At 72.2% G+C, this 18,355-nt stretch carries 17 protein-coding genes; 12 read left to right on the forward strand and 5 right to left on the reverse strand.

Annotated features, from left to right (window positions below; translation table 11 throughout):
• Window positions 1–73 precede the first annotated feature (73 nt).
• Window positions 74–550, forward strand: coding sequence for an ATP-binding protein (locus ACIGO6_RS11585; protein WP_399874896.1), 477 nt, complete (start codon window positions 74–76; stop codon window positions 548–550).
• A gap of 124 nt (window positions 551–674) precedes the next feature.
• Here the strand turns inward: ACIGO6_RS11585 and hchA are convergent, their stop codons facing one another.
• Together hchA and mmuM are read right to left on the reverse strand one after the other, a co-directional pair.
• Window positions 675–1,568, reverse strand: coding sequence for a glyoxalase III HchA (gene hchA, locus ACIGO6_RS11590; RefSeq protein ID WP_399874532.1), 894 nt, complete (start codon window positions 1,566–1,568; stop codon window positions 675–677).
• A 236-nt stretch (window positions 1,569–1,804) separates the two neighbouring features.
• On the reverse strand, window positions 1,805–2,701 hold the full coding sequence (mmuM, locus tag ACIGO6_RS11595; RefSeq protein WP_399874534.1) for a homocysteine S-methyltransferase: 897 nt from the start codon (window positions 2,699–2,701) through the stop codon (window positions 1,805–1,807).
• A gap of 135 nt (window positions 2,702–2,836) precedes the next feature.
• Between mmuM and ACIGO6_RS11600 the strand changes: the two genes are divergently transcribed.
• The 7 genes from ACIGO6_RS11600 to ACIGO6_RS11630 all read left to right on the forward strand — a co-directional run bounded on the left by ACIGO6_RS11600 (window position 2,837) and on the right by ACIGO6_RS11630 (window position 9,115).
• Complete coding sequence (locus ACIGO6_RS11600) at window positions 2,837–3,964, forward strand: family 43 glycosylhydrolase (protein ID WP_399874536.1); 1,128 nt, start codon at window positions 2,837–2,839, stop codon at window positions 3,962–3,964.
• Window position 3,965: 1 nt separating this feature from the next.
• Window positions 3,966–5,012: a rhamnogalacturonan acetylesterase gene (locus ACIGO6_RS11605; RefSeq protein ID WP_399874538.1), complete on the forward strand. Its 1,047-nt coding sequence runs from the start codon at window positions 3,966–3,968 to the stop codon at window positions 5,010–5,012.
• Between the two features lie 146 nt (window positions 5,013–5,158).
• Window positions 5,159–5,998, forward strand: a complete 840-nt coding sequence (locus ACIGO6_RS11610; RefSeq protein WP_399874540.1) for a lysostaphin resistance A-like protein — start codon at window positions 5,159–5,161, stop codon at window positions 5,996–5,998.
• Entirely contained in the window at window positions 5,995–7,161 is a 1,167-nt protein-coding gene (locus ACIGO6_RS11615; protein WP_399874542.1) for a sensor histidine kinase, read from the forward strand. The genes ACIGO6_RS11610 and ACIGO6_RS11615 overlap by 4 nt, the downstream gene beginning before the upstream one ends.
• Complete coding sequence (locus ACIGO6_RS11620; RefSeq protein WP_399874544.1) at window positions 7,158–7,817, forward strand: response regulator; 660 nt, start codon at window positions 7,158–7,160, stop codon at window positions 7,815–7,817. Before ACIGO6_RS11615 ends, ACIGO6_RS11620 begins: the two co-directional genes overlap by 4 nt.
• 63 nt (window positions 7,818–7,880) lie before the next feature.
• The gene (locus ACIGO6_RS11625) at window positions 7,881–8,342 is read left to right on the forward strand and encodes a hypothetical protein (protein WP_399874546.1); all 462 of its coding nucleotides are present in this window, start codon (window positions 7,881–7,883) and stop codon (window positions 8,340–8,342) included.
• Window positions 8,339–9,115 (forward strand): isocitrate lyase/phosphoenolpyruvate mutase family protein, encoded by a 777-nt coding sequence (locus ACIGO6_RS11630; RefSeq protein WP_399874548.1) that lies wholly within the window; start codon window positions 8,339–8,341, stop codon window positions 9,113–9,115. Before ACIGO6_RS11625 ends, ACIGO6_RS11630 begins: the two co-directional genes overlap by 4 nt.
• On the opposite strand, the gene ACIGO6_RS11635 is transcribed toward ACIGO6_RS11630, so the two are convergent.
• Window positions 9,112–9,702: a TetR-like C-terminal domain-containing protein gene (locus tag ACIGO6_RS11635; protein WP_399874550.1), complete on the reverse strand. Its 591-nt coding sequence runs from the start codon at window positions 9,700–9,702 to the stop codon at window positions 9,112–9,114. The two genes, ACIGO6_RS11630 and ACIGO6_RS11635, sit on opposite strands and share 4 nt — an antisense overlap.
• Before the next feature lie 150 nt (window positions 9,703–9,852).
• On the opposite strand from ACIGO6_RS11635, the gene ACIGO6_RS11640 reads away from it, so the two are divergent.
• Together ACIGO6_RS11640 and ACIGO6_RS11645 are read left to right on the forward strand one after the other, a co-directional pair.
• The gene (locus tag ACIGO6_RS11640; protein WP_399874552.1) at window positions 9,853–11,583 is read left to right on the forward strand and encodes a PHP domain-containing protein; all 1,731 of its coding nucleotides are present in this window, start codon (window positions 9,853–9,855) and stop codon (window positions 11,581–11,583) included.
• Window positions 11,580–12,101: a hypothetical protein gene (locus tag ACIGO6_RS11645; protein ID WP_399874554.1), complete on the forward strand. Its 522-nt coding sequence runs from the start codon at window positions 11,580–11,582 to the stop codon at window positions 12,099–12,101. Before ACIGO6_RS11640 ends, ACIGO6_RS11645 begins: the two co-directional genes overlap by 4 nt.
• Window positions 12,102–12,158: 57 nt before the next feature.
• Here the strand turns inward: ACIGO6_RS11645 and ACIGO6_RS11650 are convergent, their stop codons facing one another.
• The gene (locus ACIGO6_RS11650; protein WP_399874556.1) at window positions 12,159–13,415 is read right to left on the reverse strand and encodes an FAD-binding protein; all 1,257 of its coding nucleotides are present in this window, start codon (window positions 13,413–13,415) and stop codon (window positions 12,159–12,161) included.
• Window positions 13,416–13,522: 107 nt separating this feature from the next.
• Between ACIGO6_RS11650 and ACIGO6_RS11655 the strand changes: the two genes are divergently transcribed.
• Window positions 13,523–14,842, forward strand: coding sequence for a radical SAM protein (locus ACIGO6_RS11655; protein ID WP_399874558.1), 1,320 nt, complete (start codon window positions 13,523–13,525; stop codon window positions 14,840–14,842).
• 35 nt (window positions 14,843–14,877) lie between these two features.
• On the opposite strand, the gene ACIGO6_RS11660 is transcribed toward ACIGO6_RS11655, so the two are convergent.
• Window positions 14,878–17,589, reverse strand: coding sequence for a SpoIIE family protein phosphatase (locus ACIGO6_RS11660; protein WP_399874560.1), 2,712 nt, complete (start codon window positions 17,587–17,589; stop codon window positions 14,878–14,880).
• A gap of 121 nt (window positions 17,590–17,710) precedes the next feature.
• Between ACIGO6_RS11660 and ACIGO6_RS11665 the strand changes: the two genes are divergently transcribed.
• Window positions 17,711–18,328, forward strand: a complete 618-nt coding sequence (locus tag ACIGO6_RS11665) for a dihydrofolate reductase family protein (RefSeq protein WP_399874562.1) — start codon at window positions 17,711–17,713, stop codon at window positions 18,326–18,328.
• Window positions 18,329–18,355 lie beyond the last annotated feature (27 nt).

Below are 18,355 nucleotides of genomic sequence, written 5' to 3' on the forward strand. Positions count from 1 at the left end.
GCGCACCCGTACAGACGGGATGTACGGGTGCGCGCACTGTCTCATCATGGCCACGCAGCGTGACCCTCGTCATGTGAACAAGGAAACTCAACCCCCGTCCCCACGTGAGCGCTTCTACCGGAGGGAACGCCGCTCGGTCCCCGCCGCGCGGGCGTTCACGCATGAGGTACTCGCCGAGTGGGGCGTGCGTGAACGTGCGGACGACGTGGTGCTGTGCGTCAGCGAACTGGCCACCAACGCGCTGGTGCACGGCGTACCGCCCGGCCGGGGCTTCCTGCTGCGGCTGCTGCCCTGCGGTGACGGCGTGCGCGTGGAGGTGCACGACAGCGGGGACGGCGTACCGGCGGTGCCGCTGGAGTGCGGACGGGGGCCCCGGGAGGGCGGGCGCGGGCTGCTGCTGGTGTCGGAGCTGGCGGACAAGTGGGGTGTGGGGGAGCGGGGCCTCGGCAAGATCGTGTGGTGCGAGGTGGGTGTCGCCGAGGGCGCTGGAGGAGGGGCCGTGGGGGCCGCCCGCTTCTTTGCCGGTGTCGTGCTTCCGCGATCCGAGTGAAGGGCGCTACGCGTCGGCTTCGCCGACAGGCCTGCGGCGCGCCCTTGACTCGGCTCGCCCCACAGCGACGGCATCACCCGCTCGGCCGTCTCGTCGATCGGTGCCGGCCCATACAGGGCGGACCCTAGCCCGCGGTCCCGACTGCCTCGACCAGGGCCTCAGCGGCGAGCAGACCGAGCTTGTGGGAGGCGAGGGGGCTGTCACCCGTCAGGAGCTTCCGGTCCTGGTGGGTCTTGCCGGTCATGTCATCGTTGATGACGTTCAGTCCCTGCTTGCTCAGCAGATCGGCTACCAGCCAGGGCAAGCGGCCGGGAAGGTAGCCGATCTCGAGGTTCGGCCCCTCGTCGAGTGCGTCGGGGAAGACGCAGACCGAGTACCCCTTGAACGGCGACTCGTCCCTGCCCAACGAGGCAGCGAGCAGCGCCGCCGGGCCATGGCACAGGGTGATGACGAACTTGTCGTTGGACAGGGCCCACTCAAGCGTCTGGCCCACCGCCTCACTGGCCGGCAGCCCGACGACGGCCCCGTGTCCGCCTGGAATGAACACGGCGAGGTAATCCGAGTCCTTTCCGAGTCCCTTGGCGACGACTTCGGAGAGCTTCTTGGGCTGCTTGAGCTTCGGCTTGAGGGCTTCGTACGTTTCCATGACCGCTTCGTCCTCGTGAGGCATCGCCCACAGCTCGAGCTTCGCCGGATAGCCCTCCAACGTGGCGATGTCGACGTCGAAGCCCGCCTCCATCATGTGATGAAGCGGAAGCAGCATCTCCACCGGATGGTTTCCGGTGGAGAACATCTTGCCGTTCTCCAGCAGGACGTAGCGCTCCTCCGCCGCGATCATGAGCACCTTCCACTTTCCCTGGGTGTAGGCGCCCTTGTGCTGGACCCCATCGAAGTCGGTCTTCGACGACGTGTACTGACTGAGTGAATACGGTGACGGGAAGTACGCGTTGTCTTCGGCCGCGTCCGGCGCGGGGTCCTTGCTCAACTCGTTTGTGGCCTGCGACATGGGACGATCCACTTTCCTTGGTGTTGTGCAGGGGTTGTGCCGCTTCCGGATCGCTCTGACGTCGACCCTGGAGGGCTCCACCGAGACGCGTCGCCCCGTTGCAGGAGCCCGAGTGCGGGGTTCACCGCCGCGCGGAGGCGAAAGGGCGCCCGTTCGAATTGACACTTCACATACTGCCCGGCGCCCCCGCCCCACGCGACCGGGCCGCTGCGGTGGCTGTCAGCCTCTGGGCCACTGGTCACCCCGAGTCAGCGTGCCGCTGCGATCGATGTGATCGTGTCCGGGCCCACCTGGCAGCAGCCGCCGACCAGCCGGGCCCCGGACTGCCGCCAGGCCCGTACCTGCTCGGCGGTGAAGGAGGGGCGTCCCCGCCAGGCCCGGGTCTCCGCGTCCCACGCCTCCCCGCTGTTGGGGTACGCGACGACCGGCTTGCCGGTGACGCGCGCGGCGGTCTCGATCGCACCGGCCGTGTCCTCGGGCGCGCAGCAGTTCACGCCCACCGCGATCACCTCCTCCGCGTCGGCGGCCAGGGCGAAGGCCTCCTCCAGGGGCTGCCCGGCGCGGGTGCGGTCGCCCGCGACGGTGTACGACAGCCAGGCCGGGACGCCGAGTCCGCGCACCGCCCGCAGCAGCGCCGCCGCCTCGTCGGTGTCGGGGACGGTCTCCAGCGCGAGCACGTCGGGGCGGGCGGCCGCCAGGACCTCCAGACGCGGTCGGTGGAAGCGCTCCAGCTCCGCGACGCCGAGGCCGTACCGGCCCCGGTACTCGGAGCCGTCCGCGAGCATCGCGCCGTAGGGACCGGCCGACGCCGCCACCCACAGCGGACGCGTCACCCGCGCCCTGCGGGCCGCCTCGCGGGCCAGTTCCACGCTGAGGGCGAGGAGCTCGGCCGCCCGCTCCCGGCCGATGCCGCGCCGGGCGAAGCCCTCGAACGTGGCCTGGTAGCTGGAGGTGATCGCCACGTCCGCGCCCGCCGCGAAGTAGGCGAGGTGTGCCTCGACGATCGCCTCGGGCTCCTCGGCGAGCAGCCGGGCCGACCACAGCTCGTCGCTCAGGTCGTGCCCGGCCGACTCCAGCTGGTTGGACAGGCCGCCGTCGAGCACGAGCGGGCCGGCGGCGAGGGCGTCGGCGAAGTCGCTGGTCATGGCTCGACGCTAGTCCAACCTCGTCCGACCCGTTGACCTCCCTCGATCGCCCCCTTACCTTTTCGACGTTCGTCATGCCAAATGCTGTCCGGAATATCGAACAACTCGAACGACTCTGTCGAGAGGGACCCCCGCATGAGCCGCGTCGACGATCTGCCCGACCGTCCCGAGATGCCCGCCCAGCCCCCCGCCTCCGCCCCCGCCAGACGTCTGCTGCTGAAGGGCGCCGCCCTCGCGGGAGCCCTGGCCGCCGTCCCCGCCGTCCCGGCGGCCGCGGCCGCCGCCGCGCCCGGGAAGGCCGCCCCGTACGTGAACCCGCTCGTCCGCAACCGCGCCGACCCGCACATCCGCCGCCACACCGACGGCTTCTACTACTTCACGGCGACCGCCCCCGAGTACGACCGCATCATCCTGCGCCGCTCCCGCACCCTGGGCGGCCTCGCGACCGCCGCCGAGTCCGTCATCTGGCGCAAGCACGCCACCGGTGACATGGGCGCCCACATCTGGGCCCCGGAAATGCACCGCATCGGCGGCAAGTGGTACATCTACTTCGCCGCCGCGCCCGCGGAGAGCGTCTGGGACATCCGCATCTGGGTCCTGGAGAACTCCCACCCCAACCCCTTCCGCGGCACCTGGGTGGAGCGCGGTCAGGTGAAGACGGCCTGGGAGACCTTCTCCCTCGACGCCACCACCTTCACCCACCGCGGCACCCGCTACCTCGCCTGGGCCCAGCACGAGCCCGGCATGGACAACAACACCGGCCTGTGGCTCTCGGAGATGGAGAACCCCTGGACGCTGAAAGGTCCTCAGATACGGCTCTCCACGCCCGAGTACGACTGGGAGTGCATCGGCTTCAAGGTCAACGAGGGCGCGTCCGTCATCGCCCGCAACGGCCGGCTGTTCATGACGTACTCGGCCAGCGCCACCGACGCCAACTACTGCATGGGCCTGCTGACCGTCGACGCGGACGCCGACCTGATGAACCCCGCGAACTGGAAGAAGTCACCGACCCCCGTCTTCACCAGCAACGACACCACCCGGCAGTACGGCCCCGGCCACAACTGCTTCACCGTCGACCGGGACGGCCGCACCGACGTCCTCGTGTACCACGCCCGCCAGTACAAGGAGATCGACGGCGACCCGCTCCACGATCCCAACCGGCACACCCGCATCCAGCGGCTCGGCTGGAAGGCCGACGGCACCCCGGACTTCGGCGTCCCGGTGGCCGACACGGCGAGCGGCACCACCGAGGGGCGTGCCTGAGATGAGACGCGTGTACGCCGTCGGTGTCGCCGCCGCCCTCTGCCTGGCCGTCTCCGGCACCCTCGCCACCGCCGTCCCGGCACAGGCGTCGGCGCCCCGGCCGCCCGGCAACTGCACCGCCACCGCCTGCCACTTCGACGTACCGCCGGGCACGTACGACGTGAAGGTGCTGCTCGGGGGTGAGGGCGCCGCCCGTACCGCCATCGGCGGCGAGAGCAGGCGGGCCCTGCTGCCCGAGACCGCCACCGCGGCCGGCGAGCGCGTCGCCCGCAGCTTCACCGTGAACGTCCGCACGCCCGAGGGCGAGCCCACCGGGCCCGACGGCACCCCGGGCCTCGACCTGACGATCGGCGGCTCGGCGCCCGCACTGGCCGACATCAAGATCACCCCGGCCCGGCACGCGCGGCAGATCTTCCTCGTCGGGGACTCCACGGTCTGCGACCAGCCGGGGGATCCGTACTCCGGCTGGGGGCAGCAGCTGCCGCAGTACCTCCGCAAGGGACTGTCCGTCGCCAACTACGCCGACTCGGGCGAGAGCACGGTCAGTTACCTGGCCGACGCGCGGCTGTGGGGCACCGTCCGGCCTTTGATCCGCCCCGGTGACCTGGTGCTCGTCCAGCTCGCGCACAACGACAAGACGACGGACGGGGCGACCTACCGGGCCAACCTGGAGGCACTGGTGGCGGGTGTGCGGGAGCGGGGCGGGAAGCCCGTCCTCGTGACGCCGATCGTGCGCCGCTGGTTCAACGCCGACGGCACCCTGAACAACGGCACCGCCCTGCTCGTCAACGGCCTCGGCGTCGACCACCCGGCCGTCGTCCGCTCGGTCGCCGCCGCCGAGGACGTACCGCTGATCGACCTCACCGCGAAGACCAAGGCACTTGTGGAGTCACTCGGCGTGGAGGGCTCCAAGTCCCTGTACCTCTCCGACGAGAAGCGGGACAACACCCACACCTCCACTCACGGCGCCACCGTCTACGCGGGCCTCGTACGGGACGAACTCCTCGCCCTGCGCCTGCTGCCGAAGGGTGCTGTGCGAGCGCCCTGACCCGGCCCGCCCGGACACCGGGGCCTTGTCCCCCGAGCGAGCTACAGACAGGTGTCCACCCCGAGGTGACGATCTCCGGCCGCCGGGCCCGTAACTTCCGTTACAGCCCGCGGCACTTCGCTCACGGGCCCGAGGAAGGAGTCCCCGTGAGGTTCGTCTGGCAGTTCCTGGCCGTGCTGGTGGCCTACGCCATCGGCGGCATCGCCGTCCAGGCGGTGAAGGACAACGACTGGCTCACGCTGGTGGTCGGTCTCACGTCGGCCGCGCTGGTGGTGTTCGTGTACGCCTGGGTGGTGCGGCGGACCGAGCGCCGGGAGGTCCTGGACGTGGCCCTGGAAGGCGCCGCGGCCAAGACCGGCTGGGGGACGCTGATCGGCGCCGGGATGTTCGCTGCCGTCATCGTGAACCTCTACGCCTCCGGGCACTACGAGGTCGAGGGACTGGGATCGGTGCAGGGCGCGGTGGGGCTGGTCGGGTTCATGGCCGCTGCCGCCGCGACCGAGGAGGTCGTGTTTCGCGGGGTGCTGTTCCGGATCATCGAGGAGCACATCGGCACCTACCTCGCACTGGGGCTGACCGGCCTGGTGTTCGGGCTCTCGCACCTGCTCAACGAGGACGCCACCCTGTGGGGCGCCGTCGCCATCGCCATCGAGGCCGGGTTCATGCTCGCCGCGGCGTACGCCGCCACCCGCAACCTGTGGCTGGCGATCGGCGTGCACTTCGGCTGGAACTTCGCAGCGGGTGGCCTCTTCAGCACCGTCGTCTCCGGCAACGGCACCAGCGAGGGCCTGCTGGACGCCACGATGTCGGGTCCGAAGCTGCTGACCGGCGGCGACTTCGGGCCCGAGGGCAGCGTGTACTCGGTCGGCTTCGGGGTGCTGCTGACGCTGGTGTTCCTGTGGCTGGCGCACCGGCGCGGGAACGTCGTGCCGTTCGGCGCCCGGCGGGCCGCGCGCGCCAACTCCACCGCTACACTTCCCCGATGATCGATCGCCGACGGGTCCTGGAGCGGTGGCGCCGGCTCGACGTCACGGCCCGGGACCTCCCGTTCGGCGTGCTGCTCCTCGTCGCGTCGCTCCTGCCGGCGCTTCGCGGCCAGGGCACGGAGATCGGCGGCCTGCCGACCCGTCCCGCCGACGCGCTGGCCGGGGTGGCGGCCGTCCTGCAGTCCATCCCCCTGGCCGTGCGCCGGCGGTGGACACTCGTCTGCCTCGCCCTGGTCTCGCTCGGCTTCGCCCTCGACCAACTGCGCGGCTACCACCTGTTCGCGGGCGTCGCGCTCCCCATCGTGCTGATCAACGCGGGCTCCCACCAGGAGAAGTACCGGCGTGCCACGCAGGTCGCCGCCACCCTGGCGTACGTGGCCATGGCCCTCGGGCTGAACGCGCGCGGCGGCGACGAAACGCTGGTCGAGTACGTGACGTTCTACCTGGTCCTCGCCCTGGCGTGGGGCATCGGAGCGTGGCTGCGCTCCGCGCGCGCCGCGGAGGCCGAGCGCCGCGCCCGGGTCGCCGAGGACGCCCGCAACGCCGAACGCACCCGCATCGCCCGCGAGTTGCACGACGTCGTGACCCACCACGTGACGGCGATGGTCGTGCAGTCGGAGGCGGCCCGGTACCTGACCGCCGCGCCCGAGCGGCTCGACGAGACGCTGGCCGCCGTCAGCGACACCGGCCGGCGGGCCATCACCGACCTGCGGCACCTGCTCGACCTCCTCAACCCCGACCACGGCCCCGCCGAGCCCAGGACGCCACCCGTCGGCCGGGTGCTCACCCTGGTCGAGCAGACGCGCCGGGCCGGGCAGCCGGTGGAGTTCACCGAGGAGGGCACACCGGCGGCGGCGACCGGCAGCTCCGACCTCGTGGCCTACCGCGTCGTGCAGGAGGCCCTGACCAACGCCCTCAAGTACGACCACGGCGGCAGGACGACGGTCCTGGTGCGGCACGGAGAACGGGAGATCACGGTGGAGGTGCGCACGGACGGCTCCGGCACGGGGGCCGCGTCCCCCGGCGGAAGCGGGCGGGGGCTGGCCGGCCTCCGGGAGCGGGTCGACGTGCTGGGCGGCGATTTCGGCGCGGACCGGGCGGAGGGCGGCGGCTTCGTCGTCCGGGCCCGGATACCCGGAGGGAGCGGGGGGAGCACGTCATGAGCGCGCCGGTCCGGGTCATGATCTGCGACGACCAGGCACTGATCCGCACCGGTCTCGCGACGATCGTCGACGCCCAGCCCGACCTGGAGGTGGTCGGCCAGTGCGGGGACGGCCGGACCGGGGTCGATCTGGCCCGCGAACTGCGCCCGGACGTCGTGGTGATGGACATCCGCATGCCGGTGCTCGACGGCCTGGAGGCCACCCGCCTGCTGGCCGGTGCCGGGGTGGAGCACCCCGTCAAGGTGCTCGTGGTGACGACGTTCAACCTCGACGAGTACGTCTACGAGGCGCTGCGCGCGGGCGCGAGCGGATTCCTGCTCAAGGACGCCCCGCCGGACCGGCTGCTGCACGGCATCCGCACCGTGGCCATGGGCGCGGCGCTGCTCGACCCCGACGTGACGCGCCGCCTCGTGGGCCGCTACGCGGCCCGGATCCGCCCCGCCGAGGGCACCACCCGGGACATACCGCTGACCCCCCGGGAGATGGAGGTCCTGCGCCTCATCGCCGACGGACTCTCCAACAGCGAGATCGCCGCGGTCCTCGTGATCAGCCCCGAGACCGTCAAGACCTTCGTCTCCCGCATCCTCACCAAACTCGACCTCCGCGACCGCGTCCAGGCCGTCGTCTACGCCTACCGCCACGGACTGGTGACCTGAGCGCGGGCCGGTCCGGGGACACTTCGGCGGCCACCGAAGGAACCGGCACCTAGCGTCGTGGACATGAGCGACTCGAACACCCTCACCGCGCCCGCCGACGCCGTCACCGCCATGGTCGACCACGTCCTCGCCCTCGCCGCCACCTGGACCCGCTGGGACGGGACGCCCGCGCACGTCGACGGCCGCGTCTACACCCCGCACAAGGCGATCCGCCGGGTCGCCGACCACATGGTCGACCATCTCGCCGAGCTCGAGGCCCGGTTGGCGGGGGAGGAGACGCAGCCCGACCACTGGCACGCCTCCATGGTGACGACGGAGGCGGACCGTGCCCCCTTCACCCAGGAGGACCTCGACGAGGCCCGCAGCCGCCTCACCCGGTTGGCCCGGATCTGGGCCAACCGGCTCGACGCGCTCACCGACGAGCAGCTCGACCGGTCGCCCGGCGAGGGCTGGAGCTTCCGCGAACTCGCGGCCCACCTCACGGAGTCCGTGTACTACGCCGACGCGGTGGGGGACCTGTCGTGACCGCCTTCGCCGCTCTCCACCGCGCCGGCGAGCCCCTGCTGCTGCCGTGCGCCTGGGACCACGCCTCCGCGTTCGCCCTCGCCGGGCAGGGCTTCCGGGCGGTCGGCACCACCAGCCTGGGCGTCGCGGCGGCGGCCGGGATGCCCGACGGGGCGTCGGCGACCCGCGAGGAGACGCTGCGGCTGGCCCTCACCCTGGGCTCGGGGCCGTTCCTGCTGTCCGTCGACGCGGAGGACGGCTTCAGCGACGATCCCGACGAAGTGGCCGCGTTCGCGCGGGAGGTGGCGGCGGTCGGGGCCGTCGGCATCAACCTGGAGGACGCCCTGGGGCCCACCGACCGGCACGCCGCGAAGATCGCCGCGGTCAAGTCGGCGGTCCCCGGCCTCTTCGTCAACGCCCGCACGGACACGTACTGGCTCGGTGGTGGCGAGGGTGACGGCGAGGGGGAGAGCCGTGCCGCCGAGACGATGCGGCGCCTCGACGCCTACCGCGCGGCCGGTGCCGACGGCGTCTTCGTCCCCGGCCTCACCGACCCCGCCCGGATCGCGGCCCTCGTAGCCCGCCTCGACGTCCCGCTCAACATCCTCCACTCACCCACCGGCCCCACCCTCGCGCACCTCGCCGACCTCGGCGTGCGCCGTGTCAGCCTCGGCTCGCTGCTCTACCGGCGGGCCCTGGGCGCGGCCCTGGAAACGGCGGCCGACCTCGTCGCGGGCCGCGTCCCGCGCGGGAGCGCACCCACGTACGACGAGGTGCGGGCACTGGGGAGTTAGCCCCCGTTCTCGGTGTGCCGCTCGCGCGGCCAGTGCGTCAGCGCCCTGTGCAGCGCCTCGACCGCCTTGTCCCAGGAGGCCTGTACGTCCCGCGGGGCACCGAAGCCGCCGGTGGCCTCCAGGGCGCAGTAGCCGTGGAAGGTGCTGCGCAGCAGGCGTACGGCGTCGGTGAGGTCGGGTTCGGTGAGGCCGTAGGCGCGGAGCATGCCGTAGGTGACCTCGGCGGTGCGGCGCAGGGTGGGGGAGTCGGCGACGAGGGACTGGTCGATGCGGATCTGGGTCGCCGCGTAGCGGCCGGGGTGGCGCAGGGCGTACGCCCGGTAGGCGCCCGCGAAGGCGGCCAGGGCCTCCTTGCCGGCCCGGCCCGCCACCGCCGCCGCGATCTCGTCGATCAGTTCACCGCCGGCCAGCAGCGCGACCCGGACGCGCAGGTCCTGGAGGTTCCTGACGTGGGTGTACAGGCTCGCGTCCTTCACCCCGAAGTGCCGGGCCAGCGCGGAGAGGGTGACGCTCTCGAACCCCGTCTCGTCGGCGAGGTCGGCGGCGGCTGCGACCACGCGGTCGGTTGTAAGACCCGCTCGGGGCATGCGCCACCTTCCGGCTTCCTAGGGCTCCTAGGTTTCATGCTAGGGCAGGCCGGGCGGCAGGCGGGGCTCATCTCCGAGTCGTTCAACGTTCACCTTCCGCATCGATTCTCCTCACAGCCGCGAACGGCGGCGGTATCCAGGAGGATCTTCATGGGGCACGGACACGGGCACGGGCACGGTCACCCGCACGGCCATCACCACCACGGACACGCACACACGCACGACCACGAGCACGAGGCAACGCCGGCCCTGCCCGCCGCCTTCGACGCCACCGTCCCCGACGAGGCCCTGAGCCCCGCACAGCAGTCGCGCCGCGGCCTGTTGCGCCGCGCGGGCCTCCTCGGCGCCGGACTGGCCGCCGGGTCCGTCCTCGCCCAGACCGCGACCGCCGCCCCCGCGCAGGCCGCGGGCAACGGCCGCCGGGGGAAGGGCTTCCTCTGGCTCGCCGGCGACCACCACATCCACACCCAGTACAGCAGCGACGGCAAGTACCGCGTCATCGACCAGGTCCGCCAGGGCGCCCGGCACGGCATGGACTGGCTGGTCATCACCGACCACGGCAGCGGCACCCACGCCAAGATCGGTGTGGAGAAGGTCAACCCGGACATCAGGGAAGCGCGGTCCGCGTACGAGGACACCCTCGTCTTCCAGGGCCTGGAGTGGAACATCCCGGCCGCCGAGCACGGCACCGTTTTCGTCCACCCCGGCAAGAACGAGGTCTCCGTCCTCAAGCAGTTCGAGACCGGCTACGACGGCGCGGTCAAGGCCGCCACCGGCTCGTCGCCCGCCAACGAGGCGCTCGCCATCGCCGGACTGACCTTCCTCTCCGACCAGGTCAAGCGGCGCAAGGTCAAGGACGCCCTGATGCTCGCCAACCACCCGGCGCGCAAGGGCATCGACTCCCCGCACGAGATCCGCGCCTGGCGCGACGCCACCTCCGGTGAACACCGCATCGCCGTCGGCATGGAGGGTGCCCCGGGCCACCAGGCCGGCGGCCTGCCCAAGCCGCTCGGCCCCGGCGGCGCCCGCGGCATCTACAACAACAGCCCCGGCAGCAACTCCTTCGCCGGCTACCCGCTGGAGAGCTACCGCACCTGGGGCGGCTTCGACTGGATGACCGCCACCGTCGGCGGCCTGTGGGACAGCCTGCTCGCCGAGGGCAAGCCCTGGTGGATCACCGCAAACTCCGACTCCCACCAGATCTACGGCGACACCGCGGCCCGCGGCGGCGGCGACTTCAACGCCAACGGCCGCTACGACGACCCCGTCTACGGCGGCTCGATCGACATCACGGAGAACGACTACTGGCCCGGCTACTACAGCCGCACCCACGTCGGCGCGGAGGGCTTCTCCTACGCCGCCGTCATGGACGGCATCCGCGCCGGCCGCATCTGGGTCGACCACGGCCAGCTCATCAGCGGCCTCGACGTCCGGGTCTCGGGCGGCAGCCGCTGGGCCACCCTCGGCGGCGCCCTCCACGTCAAGAAGGGCACCCGCGTCACCCTCACCGTGGACGTGGCACTGGCCGGCGGCCCCAACTGGGCCGGATTCCAGCCCACCCTGGCCCGCGTCGACGTCATCCAGGGCGACGTCACCGGCGAGGTCAAGGACAAGGACACCTTCACCGCACCGTCCGCCAAGGTCGTCAAGTCGTACGAGGTGAACAAGTCCACCGGCACGGTCACCCTCACCTACGACCTCGGCCGCGTCGACCACCCCGTCTACCTCCGCCTGCGCGGCACCGACGGCAACCGCTCCGCCGTGGGCGCGATGGGCGCCTCGGTCGACCCCGCGGGCCCGGCCATCGACGTCGTCGGTGACGCCGACCCGTGGCGCGACCTGTGGTTCTACTCCAACCCGGTCTGGGTCCTGCCCTCGTGACCCCACCGCCGTACGCCCTGCGCGTCGACACCGAGGTGACCGGGCTCCGCGAGGCCGACCACCTGCTCCAGGACCTCGCGGCCGGACTCGGCCTCCCCGAGGACGTGTTCGGCTGCACCCACCTGGTGCACGAGGGCGGACGGCGGCGCGTGGCGCTGTCCCTGGCCGCCCGCTCGCGGGCGGTGGTCGACGCCGCGCGGGCCCGGCTCGCGGCCCAGGGGCACACGGTGGCGGACGGCACCTGGGACGAGCCCGGACGCGCGGTGCTCTTCCCCGGCGCCGCCGCGCTGACGGGCACCCTCACCGTCGCCGAGCTGCTGGAGCGCTCCGCGATCGACCGGGTGCGCGTCCTCGGCGCACCCGAGGAGCCCGGTCCCGGGGCCCGGCTCGTCACCCGGGAGTTCGTCCGCCCGCAGTGGGAACACGGCGAACTGGTCCTCGCCGCCATGCCCGCCGTCGGCGACACCCTGGTCCCCTTCGAGGACCCGGACCCCACGCCGTGCTGCGCGGACCACTGAGGTGAGGGGGGCGGCTCCGCTGCCGGAGCCGCCCCCTGCCCACCTCGCGCGGGAGCCTCAGCCGGCCAGCACGTCCCGCACGAACGCGTTGGTGAACTTGCCCCGCGGGTCCAGCTCCTGCGTCAGGGCCCGGAAGTCACCGAGCCGCGGATACAGCGCGCGCAGGGCCGTCGGCTCGGTCGTGAACACCTTCCCCCAGTGCGGCCGGGCCGCGAAGGGCGCCAGCGCCTCCTCCAGCCGCCGCACGACCGGCAGCACCGCCGCCGTGTCCTCGACCCAGGTGAAGTGCGCCGCCACCGTGTCCCGGCCGTACGCCGGGCTCAGCCACTGCCCGTCGGCGGCGACCGTGCGTATCTCACAGGTCTGCAGCACCGGCGCGATCGTCTCCCGTATCGCGTCCATCGCCCGCAGGGCGTCCAGGGCGTGCTCGCGCGGCATCAGGTACTCCGACTGGAGCTCGGCCCCGCTGCTGGGCACGAACTCCGCGCGGAAGTGCGGCAGCCGCTCGTGCCAGGGCCCCGGCACCCCGAACTGCTCGGTGCAGTTGACCGCGGGCATGCCCGGCACCGGGTGCATCTTCTCGACGGCCGGCGCGGCGTACGGGAACTCGGGCAGCGGCTGGTCGGTGCGCCGCTTCAGCCACACCTGCCGGAAGCCGGGAGCCCGCCAGTCGGTGAACAGGCTCACGCTGTACGCCGCCGCCGTCACCGTCTCGAAGGCCGCCGCGTCCAGCCCGGCGAGCGGCAGCTCGGTGAAGACGTGCTGCTCGACCTCGTAGGCCGGCTCCAGGTCGAGGGTGAGCGCCGTCACCACCCCCAGCGCGCCCAGCGAGGTCACCGCGCCGCCGAACCGCTCCTCACCCCGCGCCACGGTCACCGTCGAGCCGTCCGCCGTGACCAGCTCCACCTCGCGCACGGACGAGGAGAGCGGCCCGTTGCCCACCCCGGAGCCGTGCGTGCCGGTCGCCACCGACCCGGCCACCGAGATGTGCGGCAGCGAGGCCATGTTGGCCAGCGCCAGCCCCCGCGCGTGCACCAGCCGGGCCAGCTCCGCGTACCGGACGCCGCCACCCACCCGTACCGTACGGGCCGCGGTGTCGACGTCCACCTCGGAGGGCAGGTCCGCCAGCGACAGCAGGACGCCTCCGTCCCCCGGCTCGGCGATCTCGTTGAAGGAGTGCCCGCTGCCCAGTACGCGCACCCGCGCGCTGTCCGCCACCAGGGCCCGCAGCGCGTCCGGGGAGTGCGGCCGGAGCAGCTCCTTGGCCGTGTAGGTGATGTTGCCGGCCCAATTGGTCACGGTGATGTCGGTCATACCGCGGAAACCTACCCGGCGCGCCTGGAGGGCCCCCGCGCGGTAAGCCGCACCGGCGGGGGCATACCGTGAGAAGTCGAACGCCTGAGCCGGGAGGAGACAACGGGATGGGCAGCCGTACCGCGCTGGTCGAGGATCTGATGGAGCGCTTTCCGCACGTACCGCGGGAAGCCGTCTTCAAGGAGGACCTGCTCCGCGGCGGGGTGGCCTTCGACCCCTCCGCGCTCAGCGACAACGAGGACGGCGCGGTCAAGCCGAAGTCGTACTTCATCTTCTCCTTCGACCACGGCACCCTGCCCGAGCTGGGCGAGGCCGCGCTGCGCCGCCCGCCCGAGGAGATCATCCTCACCGGCGGCCCCTACGACCTGCGCCGCACCGTCGTCTCGGTCCGCGTGAACCCCGCCTCGCCCTACCGGGTCGCCGCGAACGAGGACGGTGTCCTCGGCCTCTACCTGGACGGCAGGCGGATCGCCGACGTCGGCGTACCGCCCATGCCCGAGTACTACCGGCACAAGCTCTCCAACGGGAAGTCGGTCATGGAGGTGGCCCCGACCATCCAGTGGGGCTACCTGATCTACCTGACCGCGTTCCGCGTCTGCCAGTACTTCGGCGCCAAGGAGGAGTGCCAGTACTGCGACATCAACCACAACTGGCGCCAGCACAAGGCGGCCGGGCGGCCGTACACGGGCGTGAAGGACGTCGACGAGGTCCTCGAGGCGCTGGAGATCATCAACAAGTACGACACCGGCAAGATCTCCACCGCGTACACGCTCACCGGCGGCGCGATCACGTCGAAGGTCCAGGGTCTGGACGAGGCCGACTTCTACGGCCGGTACGCCAAGGCCATCGAGGAGCACTTCCCCGGCCGGTGGATCGGCAAGGTCGTCGCCCAGGCCCTGCCCAAGCCGGACGTCCAGCGCTTCAAGGACTACGGCGTGCAGATCTACCACCCCAACTTCGAGGTGTGGGACGAGTACCTGTTCAAGATGTACTGCCCCGGCAAGGAGCGCTACGTCGGCCGCGACGAGTGGCACAGGCGCATCCTGGACTCCACCGAGGTCTTCGGCGCGCGCAACGTCATCCCCAACTTCGTGGCGGGCGTGGAGATGGCCGAGCCGTTCGGCTTCAAGACCGTCGACGAGGCCATTGACTCCACCACCGAGGGCCTGCGCTTCTTCATGTCGCACGGCATCACGCCCCGCTTCACCACCTGGTGCCCCGAGCCCACCACCCCGCTGGGCAAGACCAACCCCGACGGCGCCCCGCTGGAGTACCACATCCGGCTCCTCCAGGCCTACCGCCAGACCATGGAGGACTTCGGCCTCTCCTCGCCCCCCGGCTACGGCCCGCCCGGCGCCGGCAACGCGGTCTTCTCCGTCAGCTCCTTCATGGACAGCCTGCCGGCGGACGAACCCGTCGAGGCCTGAGAAAACCGCCTGAGAAAACCGCCTGAGGGAACCACTCACCACGCCAGGTCGTCCAGCACAGCCACCGGCACCGCCGCTTCCTGTGATCCGGCGGTGAGGGGCTGTTCGCTCCAGATGACCTTGCCCCGTTCGGTGTAGCGGGTGCCCCAGCGTTCGGCGAGCTGGGCGACGAGGAACAGGCCGCGGCCGCCCTCGTCCGTGGTGGCCGCGTAGCGCAGGTGCGGGGCGGTGCTGCTGCCGTCGGAGACCTCGCAGATGAGGCTGCGGTCGCGCAGGAGGCGGACGTGGATCGGTTCGGCGCCGTAGCGGATGGCGTTGGTGATCAGTTCGCTGAGGACGAGTTCGGCGGTGAAGGCGATGTCGTCCAGGCCCCAGGCGGCCAGTTGCCGGGTGGCCTCGGCGCGCACCCGGGAGACGGCGGCGGGGTCGGCGGGCACGTCCCAGTCGGCGACCTGCCCGGCGTCCAGGCGGCGGGTACGGGCCACCAGCAGCGCGATGTCGTCGCCGGGGTGCGGGGGGAGCACGGCGTCGAGGACGTCCGTGCAGGTCTCCTCCGGACTCCGGCCCGGGCGGGCCAGTGCGCCGCGCAGGAGGTCGAGTCCGGTGTCGATGTCCCGGTCGCGGTCCCCGACGAGCCCGTCGGTGAACAGCACCAGCCGGCCGGCCTCGGGCAGGTGCAGCTCGACGGATTCGAAGGGCATGCCGCCCAGGCCCAGGGGCAGGCACGCGGGCACCTCGGGGAAGGCCACGCTCCCGTCCGGGTGGACCAGGGCGGGCCCCGGGTGTCCGGCCCTGGCCACGGCACAGTGTCCGGAGACCGGATCGTAGATCGCGTACAGGCAGGTGGCGCCGACGATGCCGTCGCTGTCGCGGGCGGTCTCGTCCCGGTCGATCCGACCGACCAGCTCGTCCAGGTGCCCGAGCAGCTCGTCGGGCGGCAGGTCCAGGGTGGAGAAGTTGTGGACGGCGGTGCGCAGACGGCCCATGGTGGCCGCCGCGTGCAGACCGTGCCCCACCACGTCCCCCACGACCAGCGCCACCCGGGCGCCGGGCAGCGGGATCACATCGAACCAGTCCCCGCCGACACCGGCCCGCGCCGGCAGATACCGGTGGGCGACGTCCAGCGCGTTCTGCTCGGGCAGCGTGCGGGGCAGCAGACTGCGCTGCAGAGTGACGGCCATGGTGTGCTCGCGGGTGAAGCGGCGGGCATTGTCGATGGCCACCGCGGCACGGGCGGCCAGCTCCTCGGCGACGAAGACGTCGTCGTCGGTGAACGGGTCCGGACGCTCCGAACGCCAGAAGTTGACCATGCCCAGGATCACGCCGCGGGCCTGCAGTGGCGCCGTGACCAGCGAGTGGAAGCCGTGGTCGAGGGCCTGGCCCGCTCCTTCGGGGTCCTGGGCCCGCCAGCCGGCGGCCGCGGCGAGATCGGTCACGAGCACCGCGTGGCCCCCTGCCAGGGCCGCCGCCATCGGGGTGGTGGGGATGACGAACCGGATCGAGTCGCCCACCGGCTGCAACGGCGAGTCCTCGCGGATGCCGCAGAGGGCCGTGCGGCGCATCGCGGTGGACGCGCCCGACGGCTCCTCGCCGCGCAGCACGGGGTCCAGCAGCTCCACCGTGGCGACGTCGGCGAACCGGGGGACCGCCATCTCCGCCAGTTCCTCGGCGGTGCGCGCCACGTCCAGGGTGGTGCCGATCCGCACCCCCGCCTCGTAGAGGAGCCGCAGCCGCCCCTGGGCCGCCTCCGCCCGTCCCGCCAGCGCCCGCAGCTCGGTGGAGTCCCGCAGCGTGGCCACGCTCCCGGGCCGGCCGTAAGGGGTGGTGGGCCGCACGTTCACCGCCAGCAGCCGGTCCCCGGTCAGGCGCACCTCGTCGGTGGCCGCCCGGCCCGAGGCCAGCAGCTCGGTGATGCCCTCGTCCAGGCCGAGCTCCAGGAGAGGGCGCCCCTCCGCGCCCTTGGGCAGGTCGAGCAGCCGCCGAGCCTCGTCGTTGACCAGCAGGAGCCGGCGGTCGGCCCCGACGATGAGTACGCCCTCCCGGACGGCATGCAGCACCGCGTCGTGGTGCTCGTACATCCGGGTCATCTCCGCCGCCCCCAGCCCGTGGGTCTGCCGCAGCAGCCGCCGGTTCACCAGCGCCGAGCCGGCCGTGGCGAGCACGAGCGCGCCCGCCGCGGCACCGAAGAGGATCGGCAGCTGGCGGTTCACCGCCGCGGCGACGTTCTCGACCTCGATGCCGCTGCTGACCAGTCCGACGACGGAGCCGTCGGCATCGGTGACGGGGACGACGGCCCGGACCGCGTCGTTCGGACTTCCCTCGTAGACCTCGGTGAAGGACTCCCCGGCCGCCGCTCGCTCGATGTCGCCGGCGGCGCGCTTGCCGATCAGCTCCGGCTCGGAGTCGGTGTAGCGGATCCCGTCCGTGTTCATGACGGCGATGAAGTCGACGCCGGACGCGCGGCGGGCGCCCTCGGCCTGCCGCTGCAGCACGGCCGTCGGATCGGGAGACCTCAGCGCCTCCACGATGCCCGGGGCGTGCGCGAAGGCCTCCGCGGCGGCGAGCGACCGGCCGCGGGCGTTCCACGTGCTGTCGCGCTGGGTCTGGAGCACGAGCGCCAGCGCTGCGGCGGTGATCAGCAACACCACGATCAGCACTTGCAGGGCGAACATCTGCCCGGCGACGCTGCGCCGGTCGATGAGCCGGTGGACTGGCCGAAACAGACGTCGACCAAAATGTCCGGTCATGAGCCATTTCTAACACCGCCGCCCTTCCGAGTCGAAGCCCACGGGATCGGATGCCGCGCGGCCGATGAGTTTGCGGCACCCGGCCGGTCCAAGCTCGTGACACCCAGGAAGGGACACCGCCATGTCGGAGCTTCTCGTCGACTTCATCACCTCCCTCGACGGCCACGCGTCGGGAGAGGGCTGGCCCGGGTTCTGGGGCCTCGAGGGCCCGGAGTACCTCGCATGGCTCGGCAAGCAGCCCGAGGCCACCTACCTGATGGGAGCGAACGCCTACCGCCTGATGTCGGGCTTCGCCGCGGGCGAGGTCCCGAGTGGCCAGGACGAGTTCAGGCCCGAGGAGGAGGCGTCCGTCGACGAGCTCACGCAGGCGTCCAAGGTGGTGTTCTCCTCCTCACTCGAGGAGCCACTGACGTGGGCCAACTGCACGCTCGTCCGCGACGACGCCGTCGAGGCGGTCCGCGCCCTGAAGGCGAGTGGCTCGGGGCTCCTCAGCACGATCGGCAGCCTCAGTCTGTGCCGGTCCCTGCTGCGAGCCGGACTCGTCGACCGCTTCCGGGTCGTGATGTTCCCGGTGATCACCGGGGCCACGGGCGAGGAGCGCATCTACGACGGCTATCCGGACGTCGCCCTGGAGATGATCGAGCACCGGACCTTCGACGGCCGTATCCAGCTGGTCGAGTACAAGCCCCGCGTGCTCGAGCACCCGCCGCTCGGCTCCCCTGCGGGGAGCAAGGCCTGACGGGTCCGAGAACGCCGGGCCTTAATC

Origin of the sequence: Streptomyces sp. NPDC053750, assembly GCF_044544295.1 — a bacterium.
GTDB lineage: Bacteria > Actinomycetota > Actinomycetes > Streptomycetales > Streptomycetaceae > Streptomyces.